Here is a 16014-nt window from a genome sequence, read left to right on the forward strand (position 1 = left end):
TGCAAGAGGTTGCAACGCCTCTTGCAACGTCTCCGCTCGGGATCGGGGAGTACCCAGTGACGACGTCACCGTTCGATGTGACGAAGCTCGCCGCCGTGGACGCGGCACGCGCCGCCCGGCTGCTGAAGGAGATACGCGCCGCGGCGCTGACCGGGAAGCGGTCGCCCGCCGTGCCGCGCCGAGTGATCGGCGAGTCGTGGAGCCGGATGCTGCGCGGGGGTGTGGACCCCGACCACGACCACCGGTCGGGGCTGCTGAGCCCGGACGACCTGGCGGAGCGGCGGCGGCGCTCGCCGCTGCGCGAGGTCCTTCCGGTGCTGCGTGAGGGGCTGATGTCGGTGGCGGACGAGGCGCAGCACATCGTCGTGGTGTGCGACGCGGAGGGCCGGGTGCTGTGGCGTGAGGGCAACGCGGCGGTGCTGCGGAAGGCGGACCTGCTCGGTTTCGAACCGGGCGCGGACTGGGCCGAGTCGGTGGTCGGCACGAACGGTGTGGGGACGCCGCTGGTGGTGCGCCGCCCGGTGTCGGTGTTCTCGGCGGAGCACTTCGTACGGACGCATCATCCCTGGACGTGTGCGGGCGCGCCGATAGCGGACCCGAGGGACGGGCGGCTGCTCGGTGTGGTGGACGTGAGCGGGCCGCTGGGCACGATGCATCCGGCGACGCTGGCGCTGGTCGCGACGGTCGCGAAGCTCGCGGAGGCCCGGCTGCGGGAGCGGCATCGGGCGGCGCTCGATCGGCTGCGGTCGGTGGCGGCGCCGGTGCTCGCCCGGATCGGCGGCCGGGCGATCGCGGTGGACGCGCACGGCTGGACGGCGGCGGTGACCGGGATGGCCCCGGTGGACCGGCTGGCGCTGCCGCGCGGTCTTGCGGTGGGCCGCGCCTGGCTGCCGTCGCTCGGCGGGTGCGCGGTGGAGGCGCTGCCGGGCGGCTGGCTGGTACGGGTGGACGGGCCGGGCGACGCGGAGGAGCGGCGGCGGGCGGTGACGCGGGTGGTGCTCGACGTGAGCGGGCGGCGGCGCTGGTCGGTGACCGTGTCGGGCGGGGCGGGCGACTGGACGCATGAGCTGAGCCCGCGCCACGCGGAGCTGCTGTATCTCCTCGCGGCGCACCGCGGGGGGCGCAGCGCGGCGGAGCTGGCCGACGACCTGTTCGGGGACCCGGAGCGCCGGGTGACGGTCCGGGCGGAGCTGTCGCGGGTACGCCGTTATCTGGGCGGCCTCATCGAGCACCGTCCGTACCGGTTCCGCGAGGACACGGAGGTCGAGACGGTGCTGCCCGCGTACCCGGCGGACTTGTTGCCGCACTCGACGGCCCCGGCGGTACTGCGTGCCCGGTCATTTTGAACCGGGAGGTCCGCCCGTGGTTCCCTGGCCCGCATGAGCATCACTGTGACCACCTGGTCCCTTGAGCAGACCTCGCCGGCCGATCTGCGCCCGGCGACGGCACCCCCCGGAGAGGTGACGGTCGTCCGGGCCGGCGTTCCCTCGCCGGAGTTCAGCCGCTATCTCTACACGGCCGTCGGCCAGGACATCCGCTGGACGGACCGGCTCGCGCTGACGTACGCGCAGTGGGAGGAGGCGCTGACCCGGCCGGGCACCGAGACCTGGGTCGCGTACGACCACGGGACGCCGGCCGGGTATGTGGAGATGCAGGCGCAGGAAGAGGGCGCGGTCGAGATCGTCTACTTCGGACTGGTCCCCGCGTTCCGGGGCCGCCGTATCGGCGGGCATCTGCTGTCGTACGGGGTGGCGCGGGCGTGGGACCTGGCGGAGCGGTGGCCGAATCTGCCCCCGACCAAACGGGTCTGGCTGCATACGTGCAGCAAGGACGGTGAGCACGCGATGGACAACTACCTGCGGCGCGGTTTCCAGCTGTTCGACACGAAGGTCGAGGAGGAGCCGGAGGTGGCGACGCCGGGACCCTGGCCGGGCGCCTGAGCAGCGGCGGGCCGCACCGCCACCCCGGGGGAACCCGGTTTCGCCGCCGGGAAACCCCGGTGTGACCGACACCACCCTTGTCCCACCATTCGGGACAAGGGTGTCCACATGATGGATAATGGTGGACTGCCCCGAGACCGCCGTGACACGCTTCCGTCATGTCCAGAGCTGGAATTGCCTTGGTGAGTCGGCGACACGTCGACCTCGGCCGCATGTCCAGCGCCATCTGTCCGGCGAGCTGATCTCTCCAGCACCGCCGTTTCCCCTTTCTCAGACGCATCCTCGCGCACCGTGGCGCACGGATGGGCTCCGCCCTCCGTGCCCTCTCCGTATGCGCGAGTCAGAGCCGCATTCCTGCCTGTCCCGGAGGACGAATACCCATGGCCGCAACGCCGCAGAAGCCTGGCGCAGCCGCGCCCCGCCGCAAGGTGAGCCGTCACCGCGGCGAGGGCCAGTGGGCCGTGGGGCACTACACCCCGCTCAACGGCAACGAGCAGTTCAAGAAGGACGACGACGGTCTCAATGTGCGGACACGCATTGAGACGATCTACTCCAAGACGGGCTTCGACTCGATCGACCCGAACGATCTGCGCGGCCGGATGCGCTGGTGGGGTCTCTACACCCAGCGCAAGCCCGGGATCGACGGCGGCAAGACCGCCATCCTGGAGCCGGAGGAGCTGGACGACAAGTACTTCATGCTGCGGGTCCGTATCGACGGCGGCCGGCTCACCACCGAGCAGCTGCGGGTGATCGGTGAGATCTCGCAGGAGTTCGCCCGCGGCACCGCCGACATCACCGACCGGCAGAACGTCCAGTACCACTGGATCCGGATCGAGGACGTCCCGGAGATCTGGCAGCGGCTGGAAGCCGTCGGGCTGTCCACCACCGAGGCGTGCGGCGACACCCCGCGCGTCATCCTCGGCTCCCCGGTCGCCGGGATCGCCGAGGACGAGATCATCGACGGCACGCCCGCGATCGACGAGATCCAGCGCCGCTTCATCGGCAACCCGGACTTCTCCAATCTGCCGCGCAAGTTCAAGACCGCGATCTCCGGGTCCCCGCAGCTCGATGTGGCGCACGAGATCAACGACATCGCCTTCGTCGGCGTCGACCACCCCGAGCACGGCCCCGGCTTCGACCTGTGGGTCGGCGGCGGCCTGTCCACCAACCCGAAGCTCGGTGTACGCCTGGGCGCCTGGGTCCCGCTCGACGAGGTCCCCGACGTCTACGGCGGCGTCATCGGCATCTTCCGCGACTACGGCTACCGGCGGCTGCGCACCCGCGCCCGGCTGAAGTTCCTGGTCGCCGACTGGGGCCCGGAGAAGTTCCGCCAGGTCCTGGAGGACGAGTACCTCCAGCGCAAGCTCACCGACGGACCCGCGCCGCAGCAGCCCGCCGGCACCTGGCGCGACCACCTGGGCGTGCACCGGCAGAACGACGGCCGGTTCTACGTCGGGTTCGCGCCGCGCGTGGGCCGTGTGGACGGCACCACGCTGACGAAGATCGCCGAGGTCGCCGACGCGCACGGCTCGGGCCGGGTGCGCACCACGGCCGAGCAGAAGATGATCGTGCTCGACGTCGCCGAGGACCGGGTCGAGTCGCTGGTGGCGGCCCTGGAGTCGCTGGACCTCAAGGTGAACGCGTCCCCGTTCCGGCGCGGCACGATGGCCTGCACCGGCATCGAGTACTGCAAGCTCGCGATCGTCGAGACCAAGGCGCGCGGTGCCTCGCTCATCGACGAACTGGAGCGCCGCATCCCGGAGTTCGACGAGCCGATCACCATCAACATCAACGGCTGCCCGAACGCCTGCGCCCGTATCCAGGTCGCCGACATCGGTCTCAAGGGCCAGTTGATGCTCGACCAGGACGGCAACCAGGTCGAGGGCTTCCAGGTCCACCTCGGCGGCGCGCTCGGCCTGGAGGCCGGGTTCGGCCGCAAGGTGCGCGGTCTGAAGGTCACGTCGGACGAACTGCCGGACTATGTCGAGCGGGTCCTCAAGCGGTTCCAGGCCGAACGGGAGAACGGCGAACGCTTCGCCACGTGGGCGCTCCGCGCTTCCGAGGAGGCCCTGTCGTGAGCTCGGCGAGTGAGCCGAAGGGGCGCGCCTCCGTCGAAAGGGAGAGCGCGCGGAGGCTGCGAGGAACGAGTGGCCGAGCACGGTCGACCGTCGACGGAGGCATCTGCGCCCCGGAGGCGAACCGAGCCTCAAAAAGAGGGGAGGCCCTGTCGTGAGCGAGAGGGCGGCTCCCTTCTATTGCCCCTACTGCGGCGACGAGGACCTGCGTCCCAGTGAAGCCGTCGAAGGTGTTCACGGTGCTTGGGAATGCGCGGCATGCAATCGCGCATTCCAGGTGAAGTTCCTCGGGCTGCTCGCCCGGGGGCTTCGGCGCCAGGACAGTGGAGGGGACGAGATATGACCGTCACGCACGACAGCACCGACCTCAGGGAACTCGCCGAGCAGGCGGGCCGGGACCTCGAAGAGGCGTCCGCGCTCGACATCCTGCGCTGGGCGGCCGACACCTTCGGACGGCGTTTCTGCGTCACCTCCTCGATGGAGGACGCGGTCGTCGCACACCTCGCGTCCCGCGTCTTCCCCGGCGTGGACGTCGTCTTCCTCGACACCGGCTACCACTTCCCCGAGACCATCGGCACCCGGGACGCCGTGGAGGCCGTGCTGGACGTCAACGTCCTCACCCTCACGCCCCGCCAGACCGTCGCCGAGCAGGACGCCGCGTACGGTCCGAAGCTGCACGACCGCGACCCCGACCTGTGCTGCGCGCTGCGCAAGGTCAAGCCCCTCGAAGAGGGCCTCACCGGATACCGGGCCTGGGCGACGGGCCTGCGCCGCGACGAGTCGCCGACCCGCGCGAACACGCCGGTCGTCGGCTGGGACGAGAAGCGCGGCAAGGTCAAGATCTCGCCGATCGCCCGCTGGACCCAGGACGACGTCGACGCGTACGTCGCCGAGCACGGGGTCCTCACCAACCCGCTCCTGATGGACGGTTACGCGTCCGTGGGCTGCGCGCCCTGCACCCGCAGGGTGCTGGCGGGCGAGGACGCGCGCGCCGGCCGCTGGGCCGGGCGCGGCAAGACGGAATGCGGGCTGCACGGCTGATGACCACGGAAGCGACGGCAGCGACGACGGGAGGGAACCAGGTGACCGGTGCCACGGTCTGGCTCACCGGTCTGCCCAGCGCGGGCAAGACCACCATCGCCCATGAACTGGCGGACCGGCTGCGGGACGCGGGCCGCCGCGTCGAGGTACTCGACGGCGACGAGATCCGTACCTTCCTCTCGGCGGGCCTCGGCTTCAGCCGCGAGGACCGGCACACCAACGTCCAGCGCATCGGTTTCGTGGCCGAACTCCTCGCGAGCAACGGCGTGCTGGCCCTGGTGCCGGTGATCGCGCCCTACGCGGACAGCCGGGACGCGGTACGCAAGCGTCACCAGAGCGAGGGCACCGCGTACATCGAGGTGCATGTGGCCACACCGGTCGACGTGTGCTCCGTACGCGATGTGAAGGGGCTGTACGCCCAGCAGGCGGCGGGTGAGATCTCCGGGCTCACCGGTGTCGACGACCCGTACGAGGAACCCGAGTCGCCCGATCTGCGCATCGAGTCGCAGCACCAGACCGTGCACGAGTCCGCGGCGGCGCTGCACGCGCTGCTCATCGAGAGGGGTCTCTCATGACGACGACCGTGGCCACCGTCTCCGGCGACACCGACAGCCCGTACGCGCTGTCGCACCTGGACGCCCTGGAGTCCGAGGCGGTGCACATCTTCCGTGAGGTGGCGGGTGAGTTCGAGCGGCCGGTGATCCTGTTCTCCGGCGGCAAGGACTCCATCGTCATGCTGCACCTCGCGCTGAAGGCGTTCACGCCCGCCGCCGTCCCCTTCACCCTGCTGCACGTCGACACGGGCCACAACTTCCCCGAGGTCCTCGAATACCGCGACCGCACGGTGGCCCGGCACGGACTGCGGCTCCTGGTCGCGTCCGTGCAGGAGTACATCGACGCGGGCACCCTCCGCGAACGGCCCGACGGCACCCGTAATCCGCTCCAGACAGTGCCACTGACCGAGGCGATCCAGCGGCACCGCTTCGACGCGGTGTTCGGCGGCGGACGCCGTGACGAGGAGAAGGCCCGCGCCAAGGAGCGGGTGTTCTCGCTGCGCGACGAGTTCTCGCAGTGGGACCCGCGCCGCCAGCGCCCCGAGCTGTGGCAGCTCTACAACGGCCGGCACGCGCCCGGTGAGCACGTCCGGGTGTTCCCGCTGTCCAACTGGACCGAGCTGGACGTATGGCAGTACATCGCCCGCGAGGGCATCGAGCTGCCCGAGATCTACTTCGCGCACGAGCGGGACGTCTTCCAGCGCTCCGGGATGTGGCTGACCGCCGGTGACTGGGGCGGTCCCAAGGACGGCGAGACCGTCGAGAAGCGGCTGATCCGCTACCGCACGGTCGGCGACATGTCCTGCACCGGCGCCGTCGACTCGGACGCCACCACGCTGGACGCCGTGATCACGGAGATCGCCGCCTCACGCCTGACCGAGCGGGGCGCGACACGCGCCGACGACAAGCTCTCCGAGGCAGCCATGGAAGACCGCAAGCGCGAGGGGTACTTCTAGCCATGACGAGCACCACACCCGCCGCCGGGCAGCTCGCCGGTCTCTCCGCGACGACCCTGCTCCGGTTCGCCACCGCCGGTTCGGTCGACGACGGCAAGTCGACCCTGGTGGGCCGGCTCCTGCACGACTCCAAGTCGGTCCTCACCGACCAGTTGGAGGCCGTGGAGCACGCGTCCCGCAGCCGCGGCCAGGACGTACCCGACCTGGCGCTGCTCACCGACGGGCTGCGCGCGGAGCGCGAACAGGGCATCACCATCGATGTCGCCTACCGCTACTTCGCCACGCCCCGGCGCCGGTTCATCCTCGCCGACACCCCCGGGCATGTGCAGTACACCCGCAACATGGTCACCGGCGCGTCGACGGCGGAGCTGACGGTCGTCCTGGTCGACGCCCGCAACGGGGTGGTCGAGCAGACCCGCCGCCATGCCGCGATCGCCGCGCTGCTGCGGGTGCCGCATGTGGTCCTCGCCGTCAACAAGATGGACCTGGTCGACTACAAGGAGCCCGTCTTCGCCGCGATCGCCAAGGAGTTCACGGCGTACGCGACCGAGCTGGGCGTCCCCGAGGTCACCGCGATCCCGATCTCCGCGCTGGTCGGTGACAATGTGGTCGAGCCGTCCGCCACCATGGACTGGTACGGCGGCCCGACGGTCCTGGAACACCTGGAGACCGTGCCCGTCAGCCACGATCTGACGACCTGTCACGCCCGGCTGCCCGTGCAGTACGTGATCCGTCCGCAGACCGCCGAGCACCCCGACTACCGGGGATACGCGGGCCAGATCGCCGCCGGCACCTTCCGGGTCGGCGAGCCGGTGACCGTACTGCCGTCCGGGCGCACCTCCACGGTCGCCGGGATCGATCTGCTCGGCACCCCGGTCGACGTGGCGTGGACCCCGCAGTCGGTGACGCTGCTCCTCGCCGACGATGTCGATGTGTCGCGCGGCGATCTGATCGTGCCGTCCGGGGACGCGCCCGCGACCACGCAGGACGTCGAGGCGACCGTCTGCCATGTCGCCGACCAGCCGCTGACGGTCGGCCAGCGGGTGCTGCTCAAGCACACCACGCGCACGGTGAAGGCGATCGTCAAGGAGATCCCGTCCCGGCTCACCCTGGACGACCTCTCGCAGCACCCCGAGCCGGGGCGGCTGGTCGCCAACGACATCGGCCGCGTCCGTGTCCGCACGGCCGAACCGCTGGCCCTGGACGCGTACGCCGACTCACGGCGCACCGGCTCCTTCCTGCTGATCGACCCGGCGGACGGGACAACGCTGGCCGCGGGCATGGCGGGCGACTCGTTCGCCGCGCCGGCCGAGGCCACCGCCCCGGCCGACGACGACGGGTGGGATTTCTGATCATGGACAGAACCGGTCAGAGCAGCGTGCGCAGAACGGGTCCGACCGTCACGGACAGAACCGGCCCGACGGGTATCGACATGTTCTCGACCTTCGCGAAGGAGGGCGGCCGGGTCGGCAGCGGCGCCCTCGGCAGCGGACAGGGCGGAGTGGCGCGATGTGCGCGTTGACGTACGCGCACTGCCTGCGCGCCCACCGGCACCACCCGCACCGCTGTCCCCGACGCCGCGCCCACCGTGGGCGCCGCAGACCTGCCGACCTCCCGGCCACGACCTGACGTCGTGACCGCCGGGCCAACGAGAGGACCACCTCCCGTGCCTGCCACCACCCGCTCCGTCGCCCTGCGCCGCGGCCTCGCCGCCGTCACCGCGCTCCCGCTCCTCGCACTCGCCGCGACGGCCTGCGGTTACGGTTCCAAGGCGGACGACTCGTCCGATTCCGCCGCTCCCGCCGCCGGCGCGAAGAAGCTCTCCGCCGACACCGTCAAGATCGGCTACTTCCCGAACCTGACGCACGCGACCGCGCTCATCGGCGACCAGCAGGGCCTGCTCCAGAAGGAACTGGGCGGAACCAAGGCGTCGTACGCGCAGTTCAACGCCGGGCCCTCGGAGATCGAGGCGCTGAACTCGGGCTCCATCGACATCGGTTGGATCGGCCCGTCGCCCGCCATCAACGGCTACACCAAGTCCCAGGGCAAGAGCCTGCGCATCATCGGCGGTTCGGCGTCCGGCGGGGTGAAGCTCGTCGTCAACCCGGACAAGATCAAGACCCTGGACGACGTCAAGGGCAAGAAGATAGCCACCCCCCAGCTCGGCAACACGCAGGACGTGGCGTTCCTCAACTGGATCGCCGAGAAGGGCTGGAAGGTCGAAGCGCAGAGCGGCAAGGGCGATGTGTCGGTGGTCCGCACCGACAACAAGATCACCCCTGACGCCTACAAGTCCGGCTCCATCGACGGTGCGTGGGTGCCGGAGCCGACCGCGTCGAAGCTGGTCGCCGAGGGCGGCAAGGTCCTCCTGGACGAGTCGGACCTGTGGCCCGACAAGAAGTTCGTGATCACGAACATCATCGTGTCGCAGAAGTTCCTCTCGGAGCACCCGGACGTAGTCGAGGCGGTCCTGCGGGGCGCGGTGAAGACCAACGCGTGGATCAACGCCAACCCGGACCAGGCGAAGGAAGCGGCCAACGCCAAGCTCAAGGAGCTGTCCGGCAAGGCACTGCCCGCCGAGGTGATCGACCCGGCGTGGAAGTCGATCCAGTTCACGGACGACCCGCTGGCGTCGACCCTCGACACCGAGGCGCAGCACGCCGTCAAGGCCGGTCTCCTGGAGAAGCCCGACCTCCAGGGCATCTACGACCTGACCACACTGAACAAGGTCCTCAAGGCCGAGGGCAAGCCCGCGGTCGCCGACGCCGGTCTCGGCGCCAAGTAGCCCGGATTCCCCGACTCCCAGGAGGTGACGACCATGGCCACCACGCTCGCCAAGGCCGCCGACGGCACGGAAGCGGTGGAGCACGCCGCGCGGATCGAGCATGTCTCGAAGTCCTTCGAGGGCCCCGCGGGACCCCAGCTCGTCCTGGACGACATCACCCTCGATGTCGCGCCCGGCGAGTTCGTCACCCTCCTGGGAGCCTCCGGGTGCGGAAAGTCGACGCTGCTGAACCTCGCCGCCGGGCTCGACCGCCCGAGCGCGGGCACCATCAGCACCCACGGCAGGCCCGCCCTGATGTTCCAGGAACACGCCCTGTTCCCGTGGCTGACCGCGGGCAAGAACATCGAACTCGCCCTGAAACTACGGGGCGTCGCGAAGCCCGAGCGCCGCGACCGGGCCCAGGCACTCCTCGAACTGGTGCGGCTGACCGACGCGTACGGCAAGCGGGTGCACGAGCTGTCCGGCGGGATGCGGCAGCGGGTCGCGCTGGCCCGCGCGCTCGCACAGGACAGCAAACTCCTGCTGATGGACGAGCCGTTCGCCGCGCTCGACGCGATCACCCGGGACGTGCTGCACGACGAGCTGACCCGGATCTGGCGCGAGACGGGTCTGTCCGTCCTGTTCGTCACGCACAACGTCCGTGAGGCGGTACGGCTCGCGCAGCGCGTGGTGCTCCTGTCGTCCCGGCCGGGCCGTATCGCGCGGGAGTGGACGGTCGACATTCCGCAGCCGCGTCGTATCGAGGACACCGCCGTGGCGGAGCTGTCCGTCGAGATCACCGAACAACTGCGTGGGGAGATCCGCCGCCATGGGCAGCACTGAGACGACGGTCGACAAGGACGACCGGGCCTCCGGATCCAACGGGTCCCGTGGCGACGGGCACGATCTCGCCGGGCTCGAAGCGGGCCTGGACGCCCTGGACACGGTGCACACCCGGCGGACACCGCTGCGCGAGACGCTGGTGCAGAAGGTGCTGCCGCCGGTCATCGCGGTCGCACTGGTCCTGGCGGTGTGGCAGATCCTCGTCTGGGCGAAGGTCACCGACACCTACAAGCTGCCGCCCCCCGGTGACGTATGGCAGGAGGTCGTCAACGCCTGGGACCAGGGCACCCTCCTCGACTACATCTGGACCAGTGTGTCGCGCGGCCTGCTCGGCTTCCTGCTCGCCCTGGTGATCGGTACGCCGCTGGGGCTCCTGGTGGCGCGGGTGCGGTTCGTGCGGGCGGCGATCGGGCCGATCCTGTCGGGGCTCCAGTCACTGCCGTCGGTCGCGTGGGTGCCGCCGGCCGTGATCTGGCTCGGGCTCAACGACTCGATGATGTACGCGGTGATCCTGCTCGGCGCGGTCCCGTCGATCGCCAACGGTCTGGTGTCGGGCGTCGACCAGGTCCCCCCGCTGTTCCTGCGGGCGGGCCGTACCCTGGGCGCCACCGGTCTGCGCGGCACCTGGCACATCGTGATGCCCGCTGCGCTGCCCGGCTATCTCGCGGGCCTGAAGCAGGGCTGGGCGTTCTCGTGGCGGTCGCTGATGGCCGCCGAGATCATCGCGTCGTCACCCGATCTGGGCATCGGGCTCGGCCAGTTGCTGGAGGCGGGCCGGACCAACAGCAGCATGTCCCAGGTGTTCCTCGCGATCTTCCTGATCCTGCTCGTCGGTATCGCCATCGATCTGCTGATCTTCAGTCCGCTGGAGCGGCGGGTGCTGCGCGGGCGTGGTCTGCTGGTGAAGAGCTGATGTCCGTGCGCGGGTACGGCCCGGCGCCGGTTCACGGGTACGGCCCGGCGCCGGTTCACGGGTACGGCCCGGCGCTGGTGGTCGTCGCGCACGGCAGCCGCGACCCCCGCCATGCCGCGACCGTGCACGCCCTGGTGCGCCGGGTGCGGGCGCTCCGCCCCGGCCTGCGCGTGGAGACCGGCTTCCTCGACTTCAACGTCCCGTCCGTGTCCGGCGTCCTGGAGTCGCTGGCCGCGGACGGGGTACGGGACGTCGTCGCCCAACCGCTGCTGCTGACCCGGGCGTTCCACGCCAAGGCCGACATCCCGGCCGTGCTGCGGGCCGCGCCCGCGCGGCTGCGGATCCGGCAGGCCGAGGTACTCGGCCCGTCGCCGCTGCTCACCTCCGCACTCGAACAGCGGCTGTACGAGGCCGGGTTGGCGCCCGGCGACAAGCCCACGACCGGGGTCGTCCTGGCCTCGGCGGGCTCCACCGACCCGGAGGCGATCGCGGTGATCGCAGCAATCGCGCGGGAGTGGCGGCACACCGGTTGGTGCGCCGTGCGGCCCGCGTTCGCCTCCGCCACGCCTCCCGCACATCCCTCGGGGTTCCCCCGCACCGAGGACGTCGTACGCCGGTTGCGCGCCGAAGGGGTGCGCCGGGTCGCCGTCGCCCCCTACCTCCTCGCGCCCGGGTTCCTGCCGGACCGCATCGCGCGGGGCGCCGTCGACGCCGGGGCCGATGTGCTCGCCGGTGTGCTGGGGCCCGCGCCGGAGGTGGCGCGGGTGCTGCTCCAGCGATACGACGGCGCGGTGCGCGCGGAGCACCGGGTCGCGGTGGGTGCCTGACCGGCTATCCCCTGGTCAGGCCGATCACGGGTGGCTGCTCGTTGCCGTCGCCGTTGACGAGCATCCAGTCCCCGCCCGGCTCCCGGACGAGCTGCGGATACAGATCGAACCGGCCGGCCTCGTCGTGGATCGGAACACCCTCGTCGAAGTCGGCATCCTTGGCACCGGTCCGGCCGTCCAGAACCCACACCCGGCCTTCACCCGTGAGCACCCCGAGACGGTCGGCGCCGACCGACGCCACCGCGTGGACCGAGTCACCGACGCCCGTACGCCACAGCCGCTCGCCGTCCTTCAGCGAGTAGGCGGACACCGCCGTCGGATAGTCGTCGCCCGGCTTCTGCGAAGCGACGATCAGGGTGTCGCCCTGGACGGTCGCGAGCAGCGGCGGGCGGGCCGGGAAGTAGCCGAGTCCGGACGTCACCACCAGGTCCTCGTCGTCCGACGTGCGCGGCACGACCAGCGGGTCACCGCCCTTCGCGGGGAAGACCAGGAAGGCGTCGAGGCCGCGTTCGTCCTCCTCCTTCAGCCACAGCGTGAACGGCTCGGCCGAGACGACGAAGGCCGACTCGAACTCGCTCTCCACGGGAAGCCGCTCGCCGCGCACCTGGTCACCGGTGGCGGCGTCGAGGGTCAGCAACCGGGTCTCGGGCGTGCCGGACCCGCCGGTGTCGCGCTCCGTGACGACACGGACCCGTCCGCCGGCCGCCGAGGCGAGGAGCGGGCGGTGGTCCCCTCCGATCCGGTGCGTCCAGCGGGGCTCACCGTCACGCAGGCCGAAGGCCCGTACACCGTCATCGGTCACCGCGACCGCGGTCCCGTCGTCCGCCGCGACGAGACCGTCGGAGGGGTCGGTGAACCGGGTGACGCCGGCGACCGGCTTCTCCCACAGGGTGCGCCCGCCGCGCAGATCGATCCCGGCGACCGAGTCGCACGGCTTGCCGTGCCGGTGGTACGCGATCACGCCGACGCCGTCCGGGGCGCTCTCGCTCATCGCGCACACGGACTTGCGGACCGGCGCCTTCACGGTCCAGCGCCGGGCACCGTCGTCGGGGTCGTACGCCACCAGCGCGTCGTCCTTGGCACGGATCACCGTGCCGTCCTCGCGCACCCACACCCCTTTGCCCTGGACCGACTTGGGCCGGTCGTACGGGGTGTCCCAGGCGACGTCGAGGACGGGCCCGCGCATCCACTCGTACGCCTGGAAACCCGGCGACACGGCCAGTCCGGCGCCGGCGCAGAGCAGCACGACCGCGATCCAGGCACCCCTGCGGAACCGGTGCCACAGGGCGAACGCGCCCAACGCCAGGGGCAGTGCGGTGAAGGAGAACAGGAACGCGAGGAGCAGGGTGGGACCCGTACCGTCCGGGCACGTGCTGCCGTAGCGGCCTCCGCAGGAGCCGCCCGGGATCGACGTCCAGCCCAGCCAGTGGAACTCGACGGCCAGCGTCCCGCAGATACCCGCCGCGAGCGCCACCAGCGCGGGCCCCACCCACCTCCACGCCCCCGTGCCCGGCGGTCTGCGGTCCTCGACCATGTGCTTCTCCCACCCCTGAATCCCCCGGTGCTCCCCAGCACCGCCTGCGGCGCTGGAGCATAACCCGGGCGGCCCTGGGCTGTTGTGGGCAGTCCGGGGACCCGGCCGGGGGCTCAGCTGAGATCGAGGCCGCCGGTGCGCGTCCGCTTCAGCTCGAAGAAGTCCGGGTTCCCGGCGAGCACCCGGAAGCTGTCGAAGAGCCGCGCCGCCTCCTCACCTAGCGGAATCGCCCGCAGCACGGGACCGAACCACACGGTTCCCTCGATGTGCAGGGTGGGCGTCCCCACGTATCCACCGGATTCCGGTTCCCGGCCGGGGTCATGGCTGCGGCGCAGGGCGTCGTCGTACGCGGGGTCGTGCGCGGCGTCCGCGAGGGCGGCGGGGAGGCCGAGTTCGGCGAGGGACGCGGCGATCACCTGGTCGAAGTCCTTCTCTCCCGCACCGTGGATCCGGGTGCCGAAGGCGGTGTAGAGGTCCCGCAGCACCTCCTCTCCGTGATCTTGGGCCGCCGCCACCGCGACCCGCACGGGACCGAGTGAACGGTCGACCAAGTCGCGGTACCAGTCCGGGAGTTCATTGCCGATGTTGTGCAGATAGAGGCTCATGACGTGGAAGCGGACGTCGAGCGGGCGGTGCCGCTCGACCTCCAGGAGCCAGCGTGAGGTGATCCAGGCGAAGGGGCAGGCGGGGTCGAAGAAGAAGTCGACCCGGGTCCGGGTTCGGGTCGGTCCGGGGCCCGGTAGTGATGGGGCGGTCACGTCGATGGCGTCGGTCGTCATGACCTTCACGCTAGTGAGGGAGTGGCGCGGTCCTCTGGTCCAATCAAGGGTGCTCCGCATGGGCCATTCACGGCTCAGGCGTGCGGGTCGCGTCCGCTGTGGGACAGGGCACGGGTGAACGGCGGTGCGGACGCCTCGTCCGGCAGGGGCACCGGTGCGGCGAAACCCTCGTACCGGCGGTACAGCTCGGCGTTGGCGTCGACCGTGGCGAGGATCAGCAGGGCCGACGCATCGGAGACATGGAAGTCCTGTCCGGTCGATCGGGCCACGTCCCAGCCGTGCAGGGCCAGCTCCTTGGTGACCAGCGCGGCGACCTCGACGGCCGGCAACGTCGCGTGCCCGAGGTCGATGTCGCCCTCCCACACGGCCGGGTCGGACCAGGCGGCGACGGCCCGCTCCAGCTGATCGGCGTACCGCTCGGCCCAGTCCGCGTCGGCGGTGAAGTCACGCGCCGTCAACTCGTCGGGGAGCGGCGTACGCAGCGCGCGATGCTCCAGGCCGTGCGACGAGTAGAGGACCCAGTGGTTGACGAGGGTCCGAACATCCCAGTCGGCGCAGCGCGACGGCTCCGGCAGCCGGTCGGCGTCGACCCCGCGGGCGACCCGGGCGGCCTCGGCGGCGCATTCCTTCATGCAGGTGTACGCGTTCGTACTGGCGTGCTCGTTCTCCATACCCGTGACGGTAGGCGGGGCGGGGGTGCCGGGGCTTGAAGAAAGGCGACAGGGTGGCGACGCGGGCTCAGCGTGCCGCGTCCACCTGTGCCGTCAGCTCGGCCACCGTCATCGAGCCGGCCGCCCGGCGTTCCCGCGCGAAGGAGTTGGCGACGCGGCGCAGCACCTCGTTCACCGGGGTCGGTATGCCGTGCAGCCGGCCGAGGAGGACGATCTCGCCGTTGAGGTAGTCGGCCTCGATGGTGCCGGTGCCCCGGCTCAGGGATTGCCAGGAGGAGCCGCCGCCGCGTTCGGAGCCGTCGAAGGGTTCGAAGCGGATCTTGTCCGCCCTGACCCGCTGCTGCTCGTCCTCGCTCGTGGCCTCGATCCCGGCGGCGGCGAGCACGGCCTCGCCCTCCGCGCGGGCCCGCCGGTACAGGGCGATTCCGTCGTCGTCGCCGAGGACTCCGGTGACGGCTTCTACGGAGTTGGCGAGATTGCCGAGGAGTTTGGCGTACTTCCAGCGCATCACATCGGGCACGACGGGTGCCTCGAACGGGCACTTCTCCAGATCCCCCGCGATACGGCGGGCGGTGTCGTCGGTGCCGGACGGGTACCGGCCGATGTGCAGGATGCCGGTGAGCGGGGCGCCCGCAGCCGACACGGCGCCCGGTTCGACATAGGTCGCGGGCAGCCAGACGCACATGCCGTACACGTGCTGGAAGCGGCGCAGGGCCATGCGTTCCCCGGCGACGCCGTTCTGCGCGCAGACCAGCGGCAGCCGCTCGGCCGCCGTGCCGCCGCCCGCGACCGGCCGGTGGCACCAGGCGTCGAGCGCGGCGACGCCGTCCTGGGTCTTCACGGCGAGTACGAGCACGTCGTCCGCGCGCAGCGTGCCGAGGGCCCCGGGCCCGTCCACGGTGGGCAACCGGTGCGTACGGTCGCCGTCGGGCGTTCTCAGCCGCAGCCCGCCGTCGCGCAACGCCGCGTAGTGCGCCCCGCGCGCGACCAGCACGACCTCGTGCCCCGCCGCCGCCAGGCGTCCCCCGATGGTGCCGCCGACCGCCCCTGCTCCGATGATGATGTAGCGCATAGGTCGAGCCTGGCAGCTCGCACAGGCGTGTGTAGGGTCCATGGA

General features: G+C 71.2%; 18 protein-coding genes. 14 read left to right on the forward strand and 4 right to left on the reverse strand.

Features of this window, described 5'->3' with window-relative positions; genetic code table 11:
- Positions 1-56 precede the first annotated feature (56 nt).
- The 14 genes from ACFVT5_RS18570 to ACFVT5_RS18635 all read left to right on the forward strand — a co-directional run bounded on the left by ACFVT5_RS18570 (position 57) and on the right by ACFVT5_RS18635 (position 11913).
- Complete coding sequence (locus ACFVT5_RS18570; protein ID WP_389888432.1) at positions 57-1346, forward strand: GAF domain-containing protein; 1290 nt, start codon at positions 57-59, stop codon at positions 1344-1346.
- Between the two features lie 33 nt (positions 1347-1379).
- Complete coding sequence (locus ACFVT5_RS18575) at positions 1380-1940, forward strand: GNAT family N-acetyltransferase (RefSeq protein WP_389888435.1); 561 nt, start codon at positions 1380-1382, stop codon at positions 1938-1940.
- 158 nt (positions 1941-2098) lie between these two features.
- Positions 2099-2182 carry a putative leader peptide gene (locus tag ACFVT5_RS18580; protein WP_313879519.1) on the forward strand — a complete coding sequence of 28 codons (84 nt, stop codon included), beginning with the start codon at positions 2099-2101 and terminating at the stop codon, positions 2180-2182.
- 138 nt (positions 2183-2320) lie between these two features.
- On the forward strand, positions 2321-4018 hold the full coding sequence (locus tag ACFVT5_RS18585; RefSeq protein ID WP_389888438.1) for a nitrite/sulfite reductase: 1698 nt from the start codon (positions 2321-2323) through the stop codon (positions 4016-4018).
- Positions 4019-4169: 151 nt separating this feature from the next.
- Positions 4170-4358: a hypothetical protein gene (locus ACFVT5_RS18590; RefSeq protein WP_389888441.1), complete on the forward strand. Its 189-nt coding sequence runs from the start codon at positions 4170-4172 to the stop codon at positions 4356-4358.
- Complete coding sequence (locus ACFVT5_RS18595) at positions 4355-5056, forward strand: phosphoadenylyl-sulfate reductase (RefSeq protein WP_389888444.1); 702 nt, start codon at positions 4355-4357, stop codon at positions 5054-5056. The genes ACFVT5_RS18590 and ACFVT5_RS18595 overlap by 4 nt, the downstream gene beginning before the upstream one ends.
- Positions 5056-5631 (forward strand): adenylyl-sulfate kinase, encoded by a 576-nt coding sequence (gene cysC / locus ACFVT5_RS18600; protein WP_389888446.1) that lies wholly within the window; start codon positions 5056-5058, stop codon positions 5629-5631. Before ACFVT5_RS18595 ends, cysC begins: the two co-directional genes overlap by 1 nt.
- Entirely contained in the window at positions 5628-6566 is a 939-nt protein-coding gene (gene cysD, locus ACFVT5_RS18605; RefSeq protein ID WP_389888449.1) for a sulfate adenylyltransferase subunit CysD, read from the forward strand. Before cysC ends, cysD begins: the two co-directional genes overlap by 4 nt.
- Before the next feature lie 2 nt (positions 6567-6568).
- Complete coding sequence (locus ACFVT5_RS18610; protein ID WP_389888452.1) at positions 6569-7918, forward strand: sulfate adenylyltransferase subunit 1; 1350 nt, start codon at positions 6569-6571, stop codon at positions 7916-7918.
- Positions 7919-7920: 2 nt separating this feature from the next.
- Positions 7921-8088: a hypothetical protein gene (locus ACFVT5_RS18615; protein WP_389889466.1), complete on the forward strand. Its 168-nt coding sequence runs from the start codon at positions 7921-7923 to the stop codon at positions 8086-8088.
- Between the two features lie 144 nt (positions 8089-8232).
- Positions 8233-9351: an ABC transporter substrate-binding protein gene (locus tag ACFVT5_RS18620; RefSeq protein WP_389888455.1), complete on the forward strand. Its 1119-nt coding sequence runs from the start codon at positions 8233-8235 to the stop codon at positions 9349-9351.
- A 33-nt stretch (positions 9352-9384) separates the two neighbouring features.
- Positions 9385-10173, forward strand: a complete 789-nt coding sequence (locus ACFVT5_RS18625) for an ABC transporter ATP-binding protein (protein ID WP_389888458.1) — start codon at positions 9385-9387, stop codon at positions 10171-10173.
- Entirely contained in the window at positions 10160-11086 is a 927-nt protein-coding gene (locus ACFVT5_RS18630; RefSeq protein WP_389888460.1) for an ABC transporter permease, read from the forward strand. Before ACFVT5_RS18625 ends, ACFVT5_RS18630 begins: the two co-directional genes overlap by 14 nt.
- Positions 11086-11913 carry a sirohydrochlorin chelatase gene (locus ACFVT5_RS18635; RefSeq protein WP_389888463.1) on the forward strand — a complete coding sequence of 276 codons (828 nt, stop codon included), beginning with the start codon at positions 11086-11088 and terminating at the stop codon, positions 11911-11913. The genes ACFVT5_RS18630 and ACFVT5_RS18635 overlap by 1 nt, the downstream gene beginning before the upstream one ends.
- 4 nt (positions 11914-11917) lie before the next feature.
- On the opposite strand, the gene ACFVT5_RS18640 is transcribed toward ACFVT5_RS18635, so the two are convergent.
- The 4 genes from ACFVT5_RS18640 to ACFVT5_RS18655 form a co-directional block, all read right to left on the reverse strand.
- On the reverse strand, positions 11918-13447 hold the full coding sequence (locus ACFVT5_RS18640; RefSeq protein ID WP_389888465.1) for a PQQ-binding-like beta-propeller repeat protein: 1530 nt from the start codon (positions 13445-13447) through the stop codon (positions 11918-11920).
- 113 nt (positions 13448-13560) lie between these two features.
- The gene (locus ACFVT5_RS18645; RefSeq protein ID WP_389888468.1) at positions 13561-14226 is read right to left on the reverse strand and encodes a DsbA family protein; all 666 of its coding nucleotides are present in this window, start codon (positions 14224-14226) and stop codon (positions 13561-13563) included.
- Between the two features lie 74 nt (positions 14227-14300).
- Entirely contained in the window at positions 14301-14897 is a 597-nt protein-coding gene (locus ACFVT5_RS18650; protein ID WP_389888471.1) for a TIGR03086 family metal-binding protein, read from the reverse strand.
- Between the two features lie 67 nt (positions 14898-14964).
- Positions 14965-15969: a ketopantoate reductase family protein gene (locus tag ACFVT5_RS18655; protein ID WP_389888474.1), complete on the reverse strand. Its 1005-nt coding sequence runs from the start codon at positions 15967-15969 to the stop codon at positions 14965-14967.
- Positions 15970-16014 lie beyond the last annotated feature (45 nt).

The organism is Streptomyces sp. NPDC058001, from assembly GCF_042886315.1.
GTDB lineage: Bacteria > Actinomycetota > Actinomycetes > Streptomycetales > Streptomycetaceae > Streptomyces.